Source organism: Dyadobacter sp. 3J3 (assembly GCF_009801115.1).
GTDB lineage: Bacteria > Bacteroidota > Bacteroidia > Cytophagales > Spirosomataceae > Dyadobacter.
Map to the genome: position 1 here is coordinate 146,769 of NZ_VTOL01000003.1, position 21,247 is coordinate 168,015.

The window sequence follows — 21,247 nt, forward strand, 5'->3', positions numbered from 1 at the left end:
TGATATGTCCCGAAGATTAGAAGGCAGCCTAAGTTATTCGTAACTTTCAATTACACACTTCTCGAATATTTGTAGATAAAGAACAGCTTGATACCAATCTTACGAACTCTAAACTGGTATATTTGAAATAAAACCGATTGCAAAACCGGATTTTAACTAATCCTCGCAGATCATGAAAACAAAGACCCCCATAAAACTTCCTCTCACTGATTTTGAAAAGCAAAACTTAAAAAAAAGCAAAGTAAAAATCATCGAAATCATCAACTATTCGGTAGATGAACTGGAAGTAATACTAAATGCATCCTTTGACCGTGCGAGAGAAATATTTGCTTTGGTGGAATTTCAAACTGTTCCATCAATCGGGATAAAGTTTGCGGAAGACCTGGTTTTTATGGGTTACTATTCTTTGGACGAATTGAAAGAAAAAAATGGCGCAACGCTTACCGACGAGTATGAACAAAAGAAAGGTTTCCGGACGGATCCTTGCGTGGAAGACCAATTTCGACTGGCAGTGTATTATGCCAATACAAAGGACTTAACAAAAACGTGGTGGAATTTTACTGACGAAAGAAAAAAGTCCAGGCTCGAAAATGGCTATCCAAAAAACAGACCTAAAAAAGCATGACACCAATGATAGATGAAAAGAAAATCATTATCATAAATGCCGATAATTTCTCAGACCTGACCAGTTTTTATGAAGAAATGAATAAACTTTTCATGAAAGATATCGACTGGAAATTGGGACAAAGCCTGGATGCTCTGAATGATATTCTTTACGGAGGATTTGGCGTATATGATCCAGGCGAGCAGGTGATTGTTTTATGGAACAATTTCTCTAAAAGTAAAAAAGATCTGGGGCTTGAAGAAACGATAAAAAATTACCAAATGAAGGTAAACAAGGGTTATCCATACAATGTTATGCTCTTTCAGGAAAAGCTGGCAGAAATTAAAAATGGAAACGGACCGACGCTTTGTGATATTATCATCGAGATTTTCAGAGATCATAAAAACATTGAACTGAAATTAAACGGTTAGCTAGCATCACACCTATTTATCTTTATTTCGAAAAAAAAGTAATCATCAAAATGGTATTACTTTTGATGATTACTTTCTACCAACCTAACTATTTATTCAGCAAATTTAAACTCCTACATACTGCATTTGCTGTGCGTCATACCGCGTACCTGCGGCCACACCAACCGGAATGATCGCTTCCAATTGCGCTTTTTCTTCTTCTGTTAATAATACATTTGCTGCTGCCGCATTTTCTTCAATGTATTTAATACGCTTGGTTCCGGGAATGGCAACTATACCGTTTGAAATAACCCAGGCCAATGCAAGTTGAGAAGGAGTGATTCCCTTTTTTTGTGCTATAACCTGTATCTGTTTTAGAAGATCAAGGTTTTTATAGAAATTCTCTCCCTGATATCTTGGGATGCCTTTACGGAAATCATTGTCGGCAAAATCGTCCGGACTTTTAATTTCCCCTGTAATAAATCCTCTTCCAAGTGGTGAATAAGCCACAAATCCTATTCCAAGTTCTTTCAAAGTATCCAGAACGCCACTAGCCTCAGGTTCTCTTTCAAATAACGAATACTCCGTTTGTACGGCCGTTAACGGGTGAATCTGATGCGCTTTTTTAATCGTTTCAGCAGAAACTTCGGAAAGCCCGATGTATTTTACTTTCCCCGATTTCACCAGTTCCGCCATCGCCCCTACGGTTTCTTCGATTGGCGTATTTGGATCCAGACGATGCAAGTAATACAGATCGATATAATCCGTCCCCAAATTTTTCAATGAGCGGTCAACCGCTTTTTTTACATAATCCGGAGAGCCGTTGAATCCCCAGGTCAACTGCTCGCTATCATCTATTTCATAACCAAATTTTGTAGCAATAGTATATTGATCCCTGTTTCCTTTTATTGCTTTCGCAACCAGACGTTCGTTTAACAACGGACCGTACAAATCTGCCGTATCAAGGAAATTTATTCCAAGTTCCAGCGCACGGTGAATGGTGGCAATCGATTCCTTTTCATCCGCTTTACCGTAAATATCTCCACCTGCTATGGTCGTCATGCCCATGCAACCAAGTCCCTCAGCAGACACTTCCAATCCCTGGCTGCCAAGCTTTATTCTCTTCATGGTACTCATTTGATTTTCAGTTAATGTTACAAAGTGATTCATTTAAAACTGCTCCCATTACAAGATCCGTGGATCCGAATGTCAGAAGAACATAACAAAGGTAGAATTGCAAATTCTAACCTGATTAAAGAAATCAAAGTGTTTATTATAAAAATCAACGAATTGAATTTCTAAGCAAAACTTATCAGCAGAGAAACCTAGTTAAATGGTAAATTAATTATTTCGAACTCCGGAAGGTGTAACACCCGTATGTTTTTTGAAGAAATTATTGAAATAGGAAGCATACCCAAAACCCAGGCTGAAAGCAATCTCTGCAACACTCCAGTCGGTATGTTTTAATAAAGATTTGGCTTCGGCAACAATCTTTTCATTGATATGTGTTGTTGTTGATTTTCCGGTTATTTCATGCACAGCAGCATTCAAGTGATTTACGTGTACCGTCAATTTATCAGCATAATCACTTGCTTTTTTTAGTTGTAAAGGATGTTGTGGAGAATCAACAGGAAATTGTTTTTCGAGTAAACCAAGAAATAACTTTGTAATACGCGAAGCTGCATTCTGAGGTGCTGGATAAGCTACGGCCGGCTGCATTTTTATCGCTTCATGTATCAACAGAGTTAATTGGCTCCGAATCAGTTCATATTTGAAATGATATTCACTATCAATTTCTGACCGCATCCGAACAAATAAACTGCTGATGTATTTTACCTGTTCATGATCCAGTAAGTAAACCGGATTTCCACCGGCCTTGAATAAAGAAGATTCCTGGAGACTTTCCATGCGTCCCGCCGCTTGTAAAAAATCATCTGAAAACACACAGAAATAACCAGCTTCTTCATACGCTTCCTGGCCAGAACTTTCCCACGAATAAGGCACCAACGGATTTGTAAAAACCAGAGCTGGTTTATTTATTTCAATACCGCGGTCAGCATATAGAAGTTGACTATTCCCTTTTAATACAAGTGTGATTTTATAGAAATCCCGCCGGTTGTAAGAAGTAAGCTTACACTTATTTTCTCCAATAGCAGCAACCCGAAATTGTGCTGGCTCTGCCTGAATACGTTGAAAACTATGTATCGACTTTTCTATTAAATCCTGATCTTCCATCAACGAAGTTAAACATATCAAAGAAAAATAACACCTGAAAAAAAATATAATTACATCTCAATCTTCCTAGCCAATATAAGTTCTCTAATAGAAAATCATTTTAAGTGACTAAAATTCCGAAACCCGTATTAGTATCAGAAACCCGAAACAGGTATCAATACGATGAGAAGAAAAAATGACATTCTTTTAAAAAGTGCTTTTGAAGAAGCCTTCCCGGATTTACTGCGTTTCTTTTTTGAAGAGACCGATTCTCTTTTTGATCTGGACCGCGGCTTTGAATTCATGGATAAGGAATTAAACGAACTTTTTCCGGAATTGGAAAGAAAAGGCGGCAGCCGTTTTGTTGATATGCTGGTGAAAGCGTATCTCAAAAACGGTATGGAAGAATGGATTCTTATTCATCTTGAAATTCAGGGTGAGGGCACGGATAATTTTGCCTTTCGGATGTTTCAATATTGGTATCGGATTTATGATCGTTTTGAAACGGACATTATTGCGCTTGCTGTCTTTACGGGAGGTAAAAATCAAAAACGGCCAACCCATTTTTACAAAAGCTTTTTAGGAACAGAAATTCAATATAAATACAACGCTTACTATATTCTGGATCATACAGAACAGCAGCTTTTAAGCATGGAAAATCCATTTGCCCTGATTATTCTGGCAGCACAAAAAGCATTATCAGCAGATAAAATACCGGAACAAGAGCTTGGTGAACAAAGACTTACAATAGCTAAGGCATTAATAAAAAGTAAGAAATATAACAACGAACAGATCAGACGTTTTCTATACTTTCTGAAAATGTTCCTTCACATTGACAATCAGGAAATAAATATTAAATTTGATAAGGAAATCGATATATTGACAAAAAACAAACATGCTATGGGAATTATTGAAACGATTAAGATGATCACTCGGGAGGAAGGCAGAGAAGAAGGAAGAGAGGAAGGAAGAGAGGAAATAAAAACAGAAATGGTAAAATCTCTATTATTGGATCCATCTTTTGACAATCAAAAAATTGCTAGTCTTTGCAAAGTAGATGTATCTCTGGTTAAACAATTGCGGCAAGACCTTGATCTCTAAACAAACATGCTATGGGAATTATTGAAACGATTAAGATGATTAGTCGGGAAGAGGGAAGAGAGGAAGGAATAGAAGAGGGAAGAAAGGAAGGTAGAAAAGAAGGAAGAAAAGAAATAAAAACAGAAATAATAAAATCTCTATTATTAGATTCATCTTTTGACAATCAAAAAATTGCTAGTCTTTGCAAAGTAGATGTATCTCTGGTTAAACAACTGCGGCAAGATTTTAACATCTAATTATAAATGTCCTTACAATATAAAAAGCGGTCGCACAAAATGTGTGACCGCTTTTTATATAAATGAATTATAATAAAATCAGAAATAATCTTTTATCAATACCCTGTATTATTCGGTAACAGGTTTGGATTCACATCTGATTCCTGTTTTGGAATTGGAAACAATAAATTCTTTTCCTGGAATGTAGCATTGAAAACTGTTTTATGACCAATGAAATCATCCCAGTTCCCGGTTATATCATTGTGCACTTTACGGGTGCGGATCATGTCGAACCACATTTTGTTTTCAAAACACAATTCGAAATAACGCTGCGCCCATACTTCATGCTCAAAATCTGTCTGGCTTAGAGTACCGATATTGGCAAGGTTAGCACGTTTGCGAATTGCATTTACTAAATCAATCGCTTTGCTATTTGGCCCGCCTTCTGCACGGTTTGAAGCTTCGGCGTACATTAAATAAACATCAGCCAAACGGTACAAAGAGTAGTTAAGATCGGACTTAATTGTACTCGTTGCAGCAGTAACATCAAACCATTTGTAGATGTAGGTGTTTCTGAAAACCACCGGCTGCCCCGTTTTTGCACTTGGATAAGTAGTAAAGAAAAATTGTTTTTCCTCCACACGCTTATCCCCAGCAGGGAACGATTTGATAAATTGAGGCGTAGGATAAACCGATCCATATTCATCCGCATACAAAGAAATACCAGAATAATTTGGAATCGTAAGCGATGTCAAAGGATTTGTTGACGGCACACTCGCAGCATACTGCACCTGGAAAATAAATTCACCCATATTTTTATTAGCAGGCAAAATCATATCCGTATAATTTGGGAACAAAGTGTAACCTCCATTGGTGATAACAGCCAATGAACGTTTCGCTGATTCAGCATAATTTGGCGCTCCGCCGTTAATGGCTGCACCTGCATAAGTCAGGTAAACATCCGCCAATATTGACTCCACGGCACCCATAGAAACTTTTCCGGTATTATCAGACCATGGCAAAGTCGATTTTTCTGCCAAAAGGAGATCAGGAATAATGATCTTGTCGTAAATATCCTTGGCAGCCGTACGGGGCAGGTTCAGATCAAGATTCTTTGGCACTTCTGTCACACTTGGTACCGCACCGTACATTCTTACCAGATAAAAATAATACAACGCGCGCAGCGTATGAGCTTCTGCCAGCATGTTTGTTTTTTGTTCTGCGGTAAGCCCGGCCGCATTAATTGTCGGAATACTTTGTATAGCAAGGTTACATGCTCCAATTCCCTGATACATTTGTTGCCACCAGGTATCAATATAAAACGCTGTATTGTTATAACTCAGGTTTTGAAAATTGACGAAGCCGGTTTGACCTAAATCACTGTTAGCCTTTCCCGTTACAAATTCCATTAAATTCCAGGTATTCCCGCCATAGGAAGACGGCTGGCCTGCAAGGAATCCTTGTAAATTGGCATAACCAGCGTTGGCATAAGCCCGGGCCACTTTAACACTGGACACATCAGAGTCAGGCGTTAAAAATCCCGTTGGTTTTTCTTCTAAAAAATCTTTACACGAACCTAATGATAACATTGAGGCCGCTAATAGGATATGTTTGAGCACTTTCATGTCTATTGATTTTCAGGTTAAAAAGTAAGTGTTGCACCCAGGTTCCAGACACGCGGGCGAGGATTTGCAAAAAAGTCCAGGTTTTGAGAAAACGAACTATTTGCTCCGTAGCCAGAGTTAAACGTATCTACCTCAGGATCATAACCTGTGTATTTAGTAATTACGAAAAGGTTTTGCACGCTGGCATAAACACGCAAACGGCTCAGTTTCAGCTTTTGCAACAATGGATCCTGCAAGGAATACCCCAGCGTAAAATTTTGTCCGCGGATAAAAGATCCGTTTTCAACCCACCAGGTATCAAAATGTGAATCCTGCGCAAATTTGTAGTTACGCACCTGCGATACCATCGTGTTCTGATGGGTAGGAGTCCATGCATCCAGAACCGTAGCAAGGCTGTTTGCAAGCGTCTGTCTGTCTTCCGTAGAATGTTTAAAGGTTGCAGCTGTGTTTAATCCTTCAACAAAACGGATATCAAATGAGAAATCCCACGCCTTGTATTTTACGGTACTACTGAAAGTACCTGTCCATTTTGGCGTAGTACGACCGATGATACTGTAATAATTACTTCCATCCGCATTGTAAATATACTTTCTGTCACCCGGTTTCAGATTGTGCGCAGCAGCAAGATCCGCTTCATCTGTACCATAAGTTCCCAAACGCGTCATACCATATAATGAGCCTATTGGCTGACCTACACGTAAAATGTTGGTTTGTCCCAGGAAATTTGGGCCAGGAAAAATGTCAGCATTTCCATGGTTGAGCTGTAAAATTTTATTTTTATTAGCTGCAAAAATGAAGTTCGTTGTCCAGGTAAAATGATCCGTCTGGATGTTTGTAGTATTCAAAGCAACTTCAAAACCTGAGTTTCTTACCGATCCTACGTTTTGGTAGACGTTCGCATTCGTTTCACCAGCCGACCACGGAATTGGAGCCTGAAGTAAAAGATCCTTTGTTGTCCGGTTGTAATAATCTACAACAAGGTTGATATTTTCACGAATTCCCAATTCTAAACCCGCATCAAATTGTAAGGATTTCTCCCATTTCAAATTAGGATTTCCAAGGTAACTTGGTAACAATGTAGATTGTTGAGCGCCGCCTAAAACCGTAGTTCCCGGCTGGATTTGTGCAATCGACTGGTACTGTCCAATCTCCTGATTACCCGACATACCGTAACTGGCACGCACTTTCAAGTTGGTAATAGTCTTATTGCCTTTAAGAAAACCCTCTTCGGATACACGCCATGCTCCACCCACAGATGGGAAAAACGCAAATTTATTATTAGCACCAAATTTGGAAGAACCATCATAACGGCCTGTCGCTGTGAACAAATACTTTTCGTCAAGATTGTAAGTTACACGGGCGAAATACGAGTTCATCGCCCATTTGTAATCACCTGATGTTGAAGAAGCTTTAACAGATCCGGAACCAAGTGTATGCCATGAGAAAACATCATCAATGAAATTCTGAGTTTCTACATAGTTTGTTTCCTGATTGTATTGCTGCCAGGACGCTCCCAATAAAGCCGTAAATCTCTGACGTGCATTGATTGTTTTATTGTAAGTAAGGTAGTTTTCCGACTGCCAGTATGTATTATTATAATTTCTGATACTTGCTACACCGCCCTGATCCGCCGATAAGTGAGGCAGGTTTTGAGAAGAGAAGAAATTATTTTTCTGAGAGCTTACATTATACCCAAAATCCGTCTTGAAATCCAGGTCCTTCGTAATGTGGAAAAGCAGATAATTATTTCCAAGAAGCTGGAATGTATTATTGATTGTGTAGCGGTTATTAGCAATATTCACAGGGTTTGGTCCACCTTCGAGTCCGGCGATGTCGTTATTACCGCCCCAGGTTCCGTCCGGATATTTAACCGGGACTATAGGAACTTCTTCTGAAACCATACGTGGAACGTTCAAACCGCCATTATTATCAGAAACCAACCGCTGTTTGCTTTTGATACCTGAAAGGCTTCCACCCACTTTAAGCCATTTGTTGATATCGCTATCCATGGTAATTCGTGCAGAAAAACGATCAAAACCTGAGGTCGCCATCAAACCTTTTTGATTCAAATAACCAAGCGATACACTGAACAAAGTCTTTTCATTCCCACCCTGAAAATTCAACTGATGATTGTGTGATGTAGCAGGTTTGTATACTTCTTTTTCCCAGTTGGTATTGTATAAAGGTTTGTCGTTGGCATCAAATAATTTTGGGTAATTTGCATGATTCAACGCAGCAGCTGGTGCCCAGGTACCGCCCGCAGGATCAAATTTCTGCCCGTTGGCAAAAGCTGTATTGTATGTTTGAACAAATTGCTCCGAGTTCAGCGTTTTCACGTGACGGTATAAATCACTTACATTCACGTTTCCGTCGTAAGAAACTTTCGTTCCGCCTACTCTTCCGCGTTTTGTTGTGATCATGATTACACCATTCGCGCCACGAGCACCGTAAATCGCTGTGGATGAGGCATCTTTCAAAACTTCCAGTGATGCGATATCATTCGGGTTAATCGAGTTTCCGTCCACACCAATTACTCCATCCACTACATACAGCGGATCAATGTTGGAGTTAATAGATCCCAAACCACGCACACGAACTTTTGCAGCAGCACCCGGTGCATTACTGTTTACACTTACCTCAACCCCCGCTATTTTTCCCTGCAAAGCCTGAGAAACGTTCGGAACAGGCTTGTCCATTAATTGCTCCCCTTTAATAGTAGCAACCGATCCGGTCAAATCCGATTTCCTCACCGTTCCGTAACCAATGACGACCACCTCACTAAGTGCTTTGGAATCAGACGTCAGTGAAACAGACAAGGTTGTCTTATTACCAACCGGAACTTCCTGGCTTACAAAACCTACAAAACTGAAAACAAGGATTGACGATTCATTAGGAACAGAAATCGTAAAATTACCATCTGCATCGGTTGAGGTTCCTGTGCTCGTTCCTTTTACAACAACATTCACACCCGGAAGGGTAGAATTATTTGCTGCATCGATTACTTTTCCTTTGACAATTTTCTCTGCCAATGGCGGAACAACGTTACTGGCATAAGCTGCTAAACTGCTTGCTAATAATAAGTTCAGTAAGACTATTTTGATAATCTTTCCCGACTGAACGACGGTTCTCGGTACACAACTTTTCATATTTTTTAGACAGGTTGACGGTTGAATTTATTTCAAAATGTATTTAAAGAAAACGCTGAGATAAAGCCGGGGAGCGGATATGTATTTTCATGTAGTTGTGTAAGTAAAGAGTAAAACAGAAAGATAATTTTTATATGTACAAATGTTTATACATATAAAAAACAAATAATTATATTAAGTAGGGTTTTAATATTAAACCGTTTTAGCAGTGTAAATTTTGTCTCAAACGTAAGACGTTAATTATTTTTAGACGATGTCTATAGCGTAATTTAATCGTTCTCCCAGTGTATAGGTCCATCCTATTACCAAGGTTACAAAACGTGCAATATCGATGGCATAAGTAAACCTATCTGCCCGATAATAGCCCAGGTTATACTCAATAAGCCTGTCGCCCGGATCACAAACAACTCTTTTGCGTAATAAAACCGGATCACCCGTTTTCATATGCAAAATATTGGCGAGACTTTCATCCGCCAGTGTAGCACTTATCTCTTCTTTTGAAATAGCCACCACAGTATGATGATCCTTTTCAAGCATTTCATACAAAGGTTTTGAAAAATCCTCATCCCCGGTAAGACCAACTCTTGGATGGAAATAGGAAATAAAATTTACTATTGGCCCTATATCCAGCCCTCTCAGTCTTTCAAGTTTCAGAACTTTGGTATCCCTACTGATGCCGAATAATTCTGAAACCGACTCATCAGCATCCACCCAGTCCACTTTCAGGTCATACGTTTTAAAGGCTACTCCCTTTTCATGCATTTCAAGTGTAAAACTCGACCATTTGTTTAATTTGGTTGTAATATTACTTTTAGAAACCTTCGTGCCCACACCTTTTTTTCGTATCAAAAGCTGCTCATAAACCAGTTTGTTGAGTGCCTGCCTGACCGTATTCCTGGATATTCCCAATCGCTTGGCAATATCTACTTCGTTAGGGAAAAGCTTTCCGTTTTGATATTCAGGATCACCAATCAACCCTCTCAAAATTTCCTCTACCTGTACATGTAGGGGAAGAGCGCTGTCATGGTCTATACTGAATATTTCCATTTCCCTCTTGCTATGTTTATACATATGAACATTCAAATTTTAAAATAATTATTTTAACAGAAAAATTTTATTACTACTATTTTGAGATTTTATGTAAAATTTAATCTACAAAGATTTGGAATTTGTTTAATTTCCAAACATATAATCTTCAAAAGATACTTATTTCACTTAGAAATATACAATAAATCAAGAACGTAAAGATTTCCTGAATAGAGACTTACGATTTCTTTAAGTATGAATATCAATAAAGTGGCTCCCGAATTTTACAATCAGTTAGGAGCCATATTGCATGCTTCAAATTTTGGCGGATGAAAATAGGGATTAAAACGAGATTAAAAAAGTTTTTCAAATTTTAATAAAATTAAATGTGGAAATTATTACATTTGTATTTAATATGTCCATACATACCAACATACTTGCTAACTATGTTCACATTGAACAAGAGCAACGACATTACAAATCTGATTTTAAGATATAAAAAAGGCAATTTGCCTTGCAGTATAAAACAGAATTCATTTTAACCTGTTAAGGATCTCATCCCATTGAAAAAACATAACTACTTATTTCTGCTGATCACTTTATTGTCTCTTCCTGCTTTTGCACAACAAAAGACAATCTGGAAAATAGGAGAAAATGACAATGCTGCCAAAGGAATGGCACTGGCTCCCGACCAGTTCAAACGCTTTGTGGAACATGATTTTGGTTATGAGGATCGTTTCTTTTTGATTGGACATTCAGATACAAAAAAAGATTGGCCCTATATATTACCCGGGCCGGTTAATGGTTGGGGAGGCACAGGAAATACCGCAGGAATCCGTTCCCATTTTTTGACTGTTTTCTTTGAGATAAAAGAGAAACCCACTTCTGGAAAATGGCAGTTAACAATTGATGTCCTGGATACGGATTCTCTTAACGCACCTTTTTTCAAAGTACTGGTGAATGGCAAATCCTGGGAATTTCAATTGAATAAAGGATCAAGCTTCAAAGATCCTGATCATTTCGCAGCAAGTCCAAATGAGCAATTAATTAAAATCGATATTCCATCGGATTTGATCAAAACAGGTGCCAATGAAATTGTGATGACTTCCCTGGAAGGCGGTTGGCTGGCTTTTGACCAAATAAAACTGGATGGACCGGAAAATACAAAACTGGCAGCTCCGGGAGATATTCTTATTCGCAATATCAAAACGGCCGATTACGAAATAAATAAAAATGGTAAACTATTTCAGCCCCTTCTGGTTGATTTGTCGCATAGCAAAGGTACTCCAAAGATTCAGGTGAAACTGGATGGACAGGTTATTTTGAATCAGGTTATTGAACAGGACCGCTACACATTGGAAGCTCCGATGCCTGCGGTGAATGACAAAAAATCCAGCCAATATCAGGTGTTCGTGAATAACATTCTTGTAAAACAAGGAACGGTTGAGCGGGCAAAGATGAAATTAAAAACCCCGGCTGGTTATGTGAATACCATGATGGGTGCCGGACATTCGCGATGGATGATTGCGCCCGGGCCCTGGATGCCATTTGGTATGGTGAAGCTCAGTCCGGATAATCAAAACAGTGGCTGGCAGGCTGGTTACGATCCTACTTTTGAATCAATCGGAACATTTAGTCATATTCATGAATGGACCATGACAGGCCTGGGAACATTCCCGACCAGCGGACCTTTGCAAATAAAAATGGGTGATCAAAGTCATCCCGATGATGGTTACCGGTCCCGGATCGAAAAAAGTTCAGAGTTGGCGCCGCTTGGTTCTTATAAAGTAAACCTGACCGACAATAATATTACTGCCGAACTAACATCCACTACCCGCGCCTCGTTTCAGCGTTATACGTATCATCAGAGCGATATCGGACGAATTATGGTCGATTTCCAAATTCCTACAGAGTACGGTTACAAGATCAAAAATATCAAAATTGATAAAATAAATGAGCACAGAATTGAAGGTTACAGCGAACAGCTTTCACGTAATGTGTGGTCGGGCAGTGTTGATCAGCAATACAAAGTTCATTTTGTTATCGAATTTGATCAACCCATAAAAAACTACGGTGTTTGGCTGAATGATGAGATAAAGCAAAACACAAATCTGCTAGCCGACAGCGCGAAAAACGCAGGAATTTATCTTGAATTTGATACCAAAAACAACAAAGTTGTTCAGCTGAGATCAGGGATTTCTTACGTCAGTATTGAAAATGCTGCACTCAATTTAAAAACGGAAATCTCCGATCCCTTCAACTGGAATTTTGATCTTGTCAGAAATAATCAGGAAAAAGTATGGAATGATTTACTGGGACGTGTTGCAATCACAAGCAACGATCAGCGCGAAAAAGAGCGATTTTATACCAACATGTACCGCTCGCTGGCAAGCAGGAATACGTTCAGCGATGTGGACGGAAGCTGGCGTGACGCGGATGAAAAGGTAAATAAATTTCAGAATAAGGATGATATTGCTCTGGGCTGTGATGCGTTCTGGAACACATTCTGGAATCTGAACCAGTTCTGGAATCTGGTGACGCCGGAATGGTCGAACCGTTGGGTAAAATCACAACTTGCCATGTATGACAGCGGTGGATGGCTGGCCAAAGGTCCGGCAGGCATGGAATATATTCCGGTGATGGTGGCAGAGCATGAAATTCCGCTGATCGTTGGTGCATATCAAATGGGTATCCGTGGATATGATGTAAACAAAGCCTACGAAGCTGTTCACAAAATGCAGACAACACCGGCAGCAAATGTTGGAGGCGGACGCGCAGGAAACGAAGATCTGGTTACTTACCTGAAACACAAATACGTACCTTACGACGAAGGCCGCTTTTCCAATTCCCTGGAATATAGTTTTGACGATTATACGGTTTCCCAATTTGCAAAAGCATTAGGTAAAAAGGAAGATTACCAGATTTTTAAAGACCGGGGAAACTGGTGGAAAAATGTGATAGATCCAAAAACCGGTTTTGCCCGGATGAAAGATGCAAAAGGAAACTGGCTGGCTGATTTTGATCCGTTCAAATCGGGGGCAAATCATCATTATGTAGAAGGAAATGCCTGGCAATTAACATTTTTCGTTCCACAAGATGTAACCGGACTAGCGCAAACGATCGGAGAAGCCGAGTTTGTAAAAAGACTGGATTGGGGCTTTAACGAAAGTGTAAAATGGAGATACAACGGCCCGAACGATCAGTACTGGGATTATCCGGTTGTCCAGGGAAACCAGCAATCCATGCATTTCGCGTTTCTTTTCAACTGGGTCAAAAAACCATGGTTAACACAGAAGTGGAGCCGATCCATTGTGGACCGTTACTATGGCCACGAAGTTTCCAACGCCTATCTGGGCGATGAAGATCAGGGACAAATGAGCGCCTGGTTCGTTATGAATGCACTCGGACTTTTCCAGACCGACGGCGGCACGAGCGTAAATCCTATCTATGAAATCGGAAGTCCATTATTTGAAAAAGCGATTATTGATTTAGGAGAAAAATTTGGCCGTGGAAAAACATTTACAATTGAAGCCAAAAATACTTCAAGAAAAAACATTTACATACAAAAAGCCTCATTAAACGGAAAATCGCTGGAAAACTTCTGGTTCAACGCCGCAGACTTGTTAAAAGGTGGATCGCTAATCCTGGAAATGGGCCCAAAACCAAACACACACTGGGGATTAAAAACACTCCCACCAACAGAATAATCCTAGATCAAAACTTAGCGCCTTTGCCCTCGCTTTATTTGCTTTGCGTGAAACAAAACCCAGAATCATGAAAAATACCATCCTAACCCTTACCCTTTCTTCCCTACTTTTTAGCTGTGGAACAAAAGAAAAAACCGAAAAAGAACAAAGTATTTACCAAACTGACAGCACCTTATCCATTGTAAAAGCAAAAGCAATGGACGTTGTCAAAACCGGTTTCAACGCCGGAGACGGCTATGGCGAAGTCTGGATCAGGGATTATAACACCTTTATTACGCTATCCGCCAAAGTCCACAAACCCGAAGTTCTGAAAGAAAACCTGAGTGTATTTTTCAAATTACAAGGTGAGGATGGAAATATTGTCGACGGATTTATTCCTATTCAAAAAGTAAAAGAATCAAAAGGTGGCTATGAATACATTTTAAATAACCTGGAACCGAAATATGCCGGACATAAAAATACGGTAGAAACAGATCAGGAATCTTCCCTGGTTCAGGCTGTTTACAAATATGTAAAAGTGAGTGGCGACACTGCTTTTTTGAATGAAAAAATCGGTACAAAAACTGTGAAATACAGACTTGACTGGGCTATGGACTTTCTGATGAACCATCGGTATGATAAAAAACACGGCCTGATCTGGGGAGCTACTACTGCCGATTGGGGCGATGTGCAGCCGGAGCATGACTGGGGCGTTTATCTTACAAAAGATACCCATTTGGCCATTGATATTTATGATAATGCCATGTTCCTGATCGCGCTGGATAAACTGATGGAATTGATTCCTGAAAAGAAAACCAAATGGCAGCCCATTCGTGACGCGGTTGCTAAAAATACGATGGCGTATCTTTGGGATGAAAAAAATCAAAAATTCATTCCGCATATATACCTGAACGGCTCGCCTTTTCCTGCAAGTCTGAACGAAAACGAAATTTATTATCATGGCGGAACGGCCGTAGCAATTGAAGCTAATCTCTTATCAAAAGCGCAGATCAAGGTTTCGCTTGATAAAATGATCGATAATGTTAAACGCTCCGGCGCGGGCTCCATCGGACTTACCCTATACCCCACTTATCCGGAAGGCAGTTTCAAAAATAAGGGAATGTATCCATATGGTTATCAAAATGGTGGCGACTGGACCTGGTTTGGAGCGCGAATGGTAAGTGCATTGTATCAAAACGGATTCAAAAAAGAAGCTTACGAGCAATTGAAACCGATGCTCAAAAGAGTCATTGACAACAAAGGTTTTTACGAATGGTACACGGTCGACAACAAACCAAAAGGCTCCGGAACATTCCGCGGCGAGGCGGGCGTTTTATACGACGCGATCGTTTTATTTGAAAAGGAAGATTCGAAAGAGGAATAAAATGGAAGAAAAAACGGTACTGGCCATCGACCTTGGAGGCACGCAGATAAAAATGGGACTTGTAAAAGGTGCTGAAATACTTTTCTCAACTCAGATCGATTCACAGGCCGGAAACGGTTTGCGCGAACGGTTGCCTGAAATCGAAAAGTCGTTAAACGGACTTCTTGAAAAAGCTTCACTTTCCTCAAACGATATCGCCGGTCTTGGCATGGCCATACCCGGAATTATCGATTCGGTTGATAAAAAAATCCTGACCATCAATGATAAATACAATGATGCGCCAACAATCAATTTGACCGAATGGGCAAGACAAACCTGGAACGTCCCGCTTTTTCTTGAAAACGATACCCGGTCAGCATTACTGGGCGAATGGAAGTTTGGTAAAGGAAAAGGTTATAACAATGTCGTGCTGATGAATCTGGGAACAGGAATAGGAACCTCCGCAGTTATGGAAGGAAAAATTCTGAGAGGAAAACATTTTCAGGCAGGAATTCTGGGCGGCCATTTTATGGTCAATATTAAAGGAGACCAATGTAACTGCGGAAATTACGGTTGCGCCGAAGCCGAAGCTTCGACCTGGAATCTTAAAAAAATCATAAATAGCCATCCCGAGTTCTCAGACAGTCTTCTTTTCCAACAACCCAAACTTGATTTTAAAACCATTTTCCAGTTTGCCGCCGATGAAGATCCGCTCGCGATGCTGGTTTGCAATGAATGTCTGGAAATATGGAGTGCCTGCGCGCTGAATCTTATCCATGCCTATGATCCGGAAATCCTGATTATGGGCGGTGGAATTATGGGCAGCAAGGAAGTCATCCTCCCCTACATCCAGGAAAAAGTGAACCAGAATGCCTGGGCTGTCTGGGGAAAAGTAAAAGTTACCGAAGCATCATTAATCAATACGGCCGCACTCCTGGGAGTTGGCAGCTTAATTATTTAACCCCTAAAATCATTGTTTTGAAAAAGTCAAACTTTAACAAATTCCCTCAGGTAAAAATTGCCGGACACCAGGCCGTAACCGGCTGGGAAGATATATCGAAAGTCATCCAGGAAAAAATAAAATCTGCTTCGTCACAAAAAAAAATCGTGGTTTTGGATACTTACCACGGTGTTTATTTTGATGAAATAATTTCCGGATTAACCATCGGACAAACAAAAACCAGTATTTTTGATGTTTCAAAAGCATTACTGGATTCTGAAAAACTGGAAGCATTGGTATATCCGTTTGTTACGGATGATCCCGTTTTTGGTTTTGTAACAACACTGGAACTGTCCGACTTTTTTGATCTCGAAAAAGTGGCCGCAATTCAAAATGATATTCAGCATAGTAAAGATGAAATAATCCTGGTGGCAGGAATTGGTGCATCGTTGATCGCTCCTGACGCTGACATTTTGATTTATGCAGACATGCCACGGTGGGAAATCCAGCTTCGTTTCCGAAAAAATAAAATCAGTAATCTTGGTACGGATAATGCCAACGATCCCTTTTCATATCAATACAAAAGAAGCTTTTTTGTAGACTGGAAAGTTTGCGATAATCACAAAAAAACGCTGATGAATCAGTGGGATTTTGTTTTGGACACGACTATTGAAAACAATCCAAAGATGGTAACCGGAAAAGCGATAAGTGAAGCGCTCGATAAAACCATTAAACAGCCCTTTCGCGTTGTCCCGTTTTTTGATCCGGGTCCATGGGGCGGACAATGGTTGAAGGAAGTTATTGATCTGGACCGGACTGCGCAAAACTACGCATGGGGATTTGATTGTGTCCCGGAAGAAAACAGCCTGGTTTTTGATTTTAACGGTGTAAATTTTGAAATACCTTCGATCAATCTCGTTTTCACACATCCGGAAAGTTTGCTTGGCGAAGAAGTTTACGACGCTTTTGGCGCAGAATTTCCGATACGTTTTGATTTTCTGGATACAATGGAAGGCGGCAATCTGAGTTTGCAGGTTCACCCGATGCATCAGTATATAAAGGATAAGTTCGGTATGGGCTATACGCAGAACGAAAGTTACTATTTTCTGGATACCAGGGACGATGGTTTCGTATATCTGGGATTAAAGGAAAATATCAATCCTGAATTAATGCTGACAGCATTAGAAACTGCGCAGGAAGGTAAAGAAGATTTCGATGCCGATAAATTTATACAGAAATGGCCGGTTAAAAAACATGACCATATTCTGATTCCGGCCGGAACTGTTCACTGTTCTGGCGCGGATACCGTTGTACTTGAAATCAGTGCTACCCCTTTTATTTTTACTTTCAAATTGTGGGATTGGGGGCGCATGGGACTGAATGGGGAACCTCGACCGATTTCGCTCGAACATGGAAAAAATAATATTCAGTGGGAAAGAACAACGGCATGGGCTAAAAAAAATCTTGTCAACCAGATTGAAAATATAGCTTCCGGCGATGGCTGGCGTGAAGAAAGAACGGGGCTTGATTCCGAATCTTTTATTGAAACGAGAAGGCATTGGTTCACGAAAAAAGTGGAGCATAATACAGACGGCATTGTAAATGTGCTCAACCTGATTTCTGGCCAGGAAGCGATTGTGGAAAGCCCAACGGATGCGTTTGAGCCTTTTATAATTCATTATGCCGAAACATTTATCGTCCCTGCCAGCGTAGGAGCCTATACTATCACACCGCACGGCGAAAGTGCCGGACACGAATGTGCGACGATCAAGGCAAGCATCAGGACAAACAATCTCAAAGAAGATTATAAAATCAATTAGTCATGGGAAATCAGGGGAGCGTATTTTTTCTATATAAAATTACCCTGGTAGCAGCCGTGGGCGGTTTGTTGTTTGGCTATGATACGGCCGTGATTGCCGGTGCGATTGGATTTTTACAAGTCAAATTCGACTTGTCACCGTCCATGGTTGGCTGGGTTGCATCATGCGCTTTGATCGGCTGTGTCTTTGGTGCTTTGTTCGCCGGTACGTTCAGCGACTGGCTGGGAAGAAAAAAAATACTCATCCTTTCCGCTATTTTATTTGGCATATCTTCCCTCGGAATTGCAGTTCCTTCTGATCTAAACTGGTTTGTTTTTTTTAGGATTATCGGCGGCTTAGGCATTGGAATCGCTTCCATGCTGGCTCCTATGTACATTACTGAAATTGCTCCGGCAGAAAAACGCGGCAGACTTGTGTCCATAAACCAGCTTGGGATCGTAACCGGAATTTTGCTGATCTATTTTGTAAACGCCGAAATCGCCGGGATGTACGATCAAAGCTGGAATGTTGAAACCGGTTGGCGGTGGATGTTTGGTTCAGGTATTTTCCCTTCTGTGATATTTCTTGTTTTACTATTTTTTGTACCAGAAAGTCCTCGCTGGCTTGCCAAACAAGGCAGAAATGAAGAAGCGCTTTTTATCCTGACAAAAATAAACGGACCGGAAAAAGCGGGTTTGGAATTGGTAGAAATCAATCAGAATTTGAATACAGAATCGGTTTCCTTTTCCGAAATTTTCAAACCAGGAATTCGGAAAGCACTCGTTATCGGTATTATTCTGGCTATGTTTTCTCAAATTACCGGCATTAACGCCATCATGTATTATGCGCCGGAGATTTTCAAATCTACCGGCGACGGATCGGATTCTGCTTTGCTTCAAACCATTTTAGTCGGTGTGGTTAATTTCCTTTTTACGATTGTTGCCATAAAATATGTTGACAAAGTCGGCAGAAAAGGTTTGCTATTAGCCGGATCTGCCGGAATGACAATTTGCCTGGCTCTTATCGGAGGCGCATTTTATCTTGATCTGGCAAAAGGATATCTGGTACTAATTTCAATTCTGGCCTATATCGCCTTTTTTGCCCTTTCACTCGGACCCTTAACTTTTGTCGTTATCGCCGAAATATTCCCAAACCGTACGCGCGGTCAAGCGATGTCGATCTGCGTTTTTGCTTTATGGATTTTCGTATTTATTGTTTCCCAATGTTTTCCAATTCTGCTTCAATCAATCGGAAACGCTTATACCTTCTGGATTTTCATGCTGATGTCACTTGGTGCTTTTCTTTTTGTCTGGAAATTTATTCCTGAAACAAAAGAGAAAACGCTGGAAGAAATGGAAAAACTCTGGCTTTAAAATCTCTGTGTGGTTTTTTCTTGGTGTACTTTCTGCTTAAATTAAACATAAAGTACACCAAGATTTTTCACAAAGGGCATAAGGGATCAAAGTACCTGATTTTCGGCCAATTCTTTAATCTTCTCCAAAGCTTTATCCCACATCGAAGACATCATTTCAAAATATTCCTGAGCTATATCGAGCTCAATTTCGAGATACGTCCCCCCATCGGTTTCCGATATTTTATACGTTTCACGGCCACCTTTCATTAGATTTGCCATTTCACTTTCATAATCCTCTATCCCGCCTTCCAGTACTCCCACATATTCAATAGAAAGTAATTGATTGGGCTGATTTGCAACTATTTCTCCAACCAATCCATTATCGTTATCATCTTTAAAAACCGCTTTACTGCCTAATTTCCAATCAGTTACAGCATAGCAACCTGCACTGAATTCATTATACCAAATCCTGATGTAGGGATCTGTAAACAATACATCCCAGGCTTTTTCCTTGGACGCTTTTATCAAAATTGATTTTTTGATTACTGATTTTGTGGTTTCCATACGTTTAGAATTTAATAAGTGAAATTGATTTAGTAAATTCATCAGCTTTCCAAAATCGTTAGTCCAGATTTTAATTAAACGTGGAAAGCCAAAGTTTATCGTTTGCCAACTATTTATAATGCAAATTTAGCATCCCATTTACAAACCCATGTGGTGTGATTAAGACTATGTTAAGGGTTGATTGCGACAGATTTTCGTTCTATTTTTGAAATATGAAACACATAGCTATTCTCGTTCCCAAAGGTGCCGTGGCGTTGAGCTGTATTGAGGGCCCGTTCAACATGTTTACCAAAATCAATGAATTTCTGGAAAGCAAAGGAAAACCTGCCTTGTTTGATGTAAAACTTGTGGGACTTTCCAAAGAACCGGAAATTTATGACAAATTATTTCGGGTATATCCGGATGCTACTATTGATGAAATTACAAAAACGGATCTGATCATTATTCCGGCTGTGAACGGGGACAAAGAAGCCGTGATTGAAGCTAACAAAGATTTTTTCCCCTGGATTGTACAGCAACATGAAGAAAGCTCAGAAATAGCCAGTCTTTGTGTCGGCGCATTTTTACTGGCTTCTACCGGCTTGTTGAAAGGAAAAAAATGTGCAACACATTGGGTAGCTGAAAACGATTTCAGAAGAATGTTCCCGGATGTTGATCTGGTGGCCGACAAAATCATCACCGATGAAAACGGTATTTATTCCAGCGGTGGCGCAAATTCTTACTGGAACCTGCTTTTGTATTTATTGGAAAAATACACAGATAGAAATATGGCTATTCTCGCTTCGAAATATTTTGAGATCGAAATGGACCGCAAAAGCCAGTCGCCGTTTATTATGTTCAACGGCCAGAGCGAACATCAGGACGAATCAATCAAAAAAGCGCAGGAATTTATTGAGCTTAATTTTCAGGACAAAATCACGGTAGATCAACTTTCATCCATGTTTGCCATTGGCCGCAGAAGTCTGGAACGCCGGTTCAAAAAAGCCACCTGCAATACCGTTTCGGAATATATTCAGCGTGTAAAAATTGAAGCAGCCAAAAAGAGTTTTGAAGGAAGCCGGAAAAATATCAGCGAAGTGATGAACGATGTCGGTTATTCTGATACCAAAGCGTTCAGGACAACTTTCAAAAAAATAACCGGACTTTCACCCGTTGGTTATAAAAACAGGTACAACAAGGATATGGTAAGGCTGTAAACCG

The 21,247-nt window shown here is 40.1% G+C and carries 16 protein-coding genes; 10 read left to right on the forward strand and 6 right to left on the reverse strand.

The window, feature by feature from the left end:
* Positions 1-172: 172 nt before the first annotated feature.
* Both FZF08_RS07575 and FZF08_RS07580 read left to right on the forward strand, forming a co-directional pair.
* Positions 173-625: a helix-hairpin-helix domain-containing protein gene (locus tag FZF08_RS07575; RefSeq protein ID WP_159468038.1), complete on the forward strand. Its 453-nt coding sequence runs from the start codon at positions 173-175 to the stop codon at positions 623-625.
* Positions 622-1,035 carry a ribonuclease inhibitor gene (locus FZF08_RS07580; protein ID WP_159468039.1) on the forward strand — a complete coding sequence of 138 codons (414 nt, stop codon included), beginning with the start codon at positions 622-624 and terminating at the stop codon, positions 1,033-1,035. The genes FZF08_RS07575 and FZF08_RS07580 overlap by 4 nt, the downstream gene beginning before the upstream one ends.
* Before the next feature lie 105 nt (positions 1,036-1,140).
* Here the strand turns inward: FZF08_RS07580 and FZF08_RS07585 are convergent, their stop codons facing one another.
* Both FZF08_RS07585 and FZF08_RS07590 read right to left on the reverse strand, forming a co-directional pair.
* Positions 1,141-2,142, reverse strand: a complete 1,002-nt coding sequence (locus tag FZF08_RS07585; protein WP_310590586.1) for an aldo/keto reductase — start codon at positions 2,140-2,142, stop codon at positions 1,141-1,143.
* Between the two features lie 213 nt (positions 2,143-2,355).
* Entirely contained in the window at positions 2,356-3,249 is an 894-nt protein-coding gene (locus FZF08_RS07590; RefSeq protein WP_159468041.1) for an AraC family transcriptional regulator, read from the reverse strand.
* 162 nt (positions 3,250-3,411) lie between these two features.
* Between FZF08_RS07590 and FZF08_RS07595 the strand changes: the two genes are divergently transcribed.
* Positions 3,412-4,329 (forward strand): hypothetical protein, encoded by a 918-nt coding sequence (locus FZF08_RS07595; protein ID WP_159468042.1) that lies wholly within the window; start codon positions 3,412-3,414, stop codon positions 4,327-4,329.
* A gap of 11 nt (positions 4,330-4,340) precedes the next feature.
* Positions 4,341-4,565: a hypothetical protein gene (locus tag FZF08_RS07600; RefSeq protein ID WP_159468043.1), complete on the forward strand. Its 225-nt coding sequence runs from the start codon at positions 4,341-4,343 to the stop codon at positions 4,563-4,565.
* 95 nt (positions 4,566-4,660) lie between these two features.
* Here FZF08_RS07600 and FZF08_RS07605 read toward each other — a convergent pair whose 3' ends face one another.
* The 3 genes from FZF08_RS07605 to FZF08_RS07615 all read right to left on the reverse strand — a co-directional run bounded on the left by FZF08_RS07605 (position 4,661) and on the right by FZF08_RS07615 (position 10,362).
* Positions 4,661-6,169 (reverse strand): RagB/SusD family nutrient uptake outer membrane protein, encoded by a 1,509-nt coding sequence (locus tag FZF08_RS07605; protein ID WP_159468044.1) that lies wholly within the window; start codon positions 6,167-6,169, stop codon positions 4,661-4,663.
* Between the two features lie 17 nt (positions 6,170-6,186).
* The gene (locus tag FZF08_RS07610; protein ID WP_159468045.1) at positions 6,187-9,315 is read right to left on the reverse strand and encodes a TonB-dependent receptor; all 3,129 of its coding nucleotides are present in this window, start codon (positions 9,313-9,315) and stop codon (positions 6,187-6,189) included.
* 246 nt (positions 9,316-9,561) lie between these two features.
* Complete coding sequence (locus FZF08_RS07615) at positions 9,562-10,362, reverse strand: GntR family transcriptional regulator (protein WP_159468046.1); 801 nt, start codon at positions 10,360-10,362, stop codon at positions 9,562-9,564.
* Positions 10,363-10,904: 542 nt separating this feature from the next.
* On the opposite strand from FZF08_RS07615, the gene FZF08_RS07620 reads away from it, so the two are divergent.
* The 5 genes from FZF08_RS07620 to FZF08_RS07640 all read left to right on the forward strand — a co-directional run bounded on the left by FZF08_RS07620 (position 10,905) and on the right by FZF08_RS07640 (position 19,502).
* Entirely contained in the window at positions 10,905-14,048 is a 3,144-nt protein-coding gene (locus FZF08_RS07620) for a GH92 family glycosyl hydrolase (protein ID WP_200837048.1), read from the forward strand.
* A gap of 67 nt (positions 14,049-14,115) precedes the next feature.
* Positions 14,116-15,411: an amylo-alpha-1,6-glucosidase gene (locus FZF08_RS07625; RefSeq protein ID WP_159468047.1), complete on the forward strand. Its 1,296-nt coding sequence runs from the start codon at positions 14,116-14,118 to the stop codon at positions 15,409-15,411.
* Position 15,412: 1 nt separating this feature from the next.
* Positions 15,413-16,351 carry an ROK family protein gene (locus FZF08_RS07630; protein ID WP_159468048.1) on the forward strand — a complete coding sequence of 313 codons (939 nt, stop codon included), beginning with the start codon at positions 15,413-15,415 and terminating at the stop codon, positions 16,349-16,351.
* Between the two features lie 17 nt (positions 16,352-16,368).
* Positions 16,369-18,150 carry a class I mannose-6-phosphate isomerase gene (locus FZF08_RS07635; RefSeq protein WP_229216452.1) on the forward strand — a complete coding sequence of 594 codons (1,782 nt, stop codon included), beginning with the start codon at positions 16,369-16,371 and terminating at the stop codon, positions 18,148-18,150.
* Between the two features lie 2 nt (positions 18,151-18,152).
* Positions 18,153-19,502 carry a sugar porter family MFS transporter gene (locus tag FZF08_RS07640; protein ID WP_159468049.1) on the forward strand — a complete coding sequence of 450 codons (1,350 nt, stop codon included), beginning with the start codon at positions 18,153-18,155 and terminating at the stop codon, positions 19,500-19,502.
* 86 nt (positions 19,503-19,588) lie between these two features.
* Here the strand turns inward: FZF08_RS07640 and FZF08_RS07645 are convergent, their stop codons facing one another.
* Positions 19,589-20,047: an SRPBCC domain-containing protein gene (locus FZF08_RS07645; protein WP_159468050.1), complete on the reverse strand. Its 459-nt coding sequence runs from the start codon at positions 20,045-20,047 to the stop codon at positions 19,589-19,591.
* Positions 20,048-20,259: 212 nt separating this feature from the next.
* On the opposite strand from FZF08_RS07645, the gene FZF08_RS07650 reads away from it, so the two are divergent.
* Complete coding sequence (locus FZF08_RS07650; RefSeq protein WP_159468051.1) at positions 20,260-21,243, forward strand: GlxA family transcriptional regulator; 984 nt, start codon at positions 20,260-20,262, stop codon at positions 21,241-21,243.
* Positions 21,244-21,247 lie beyond the last annotated feature (4 nt).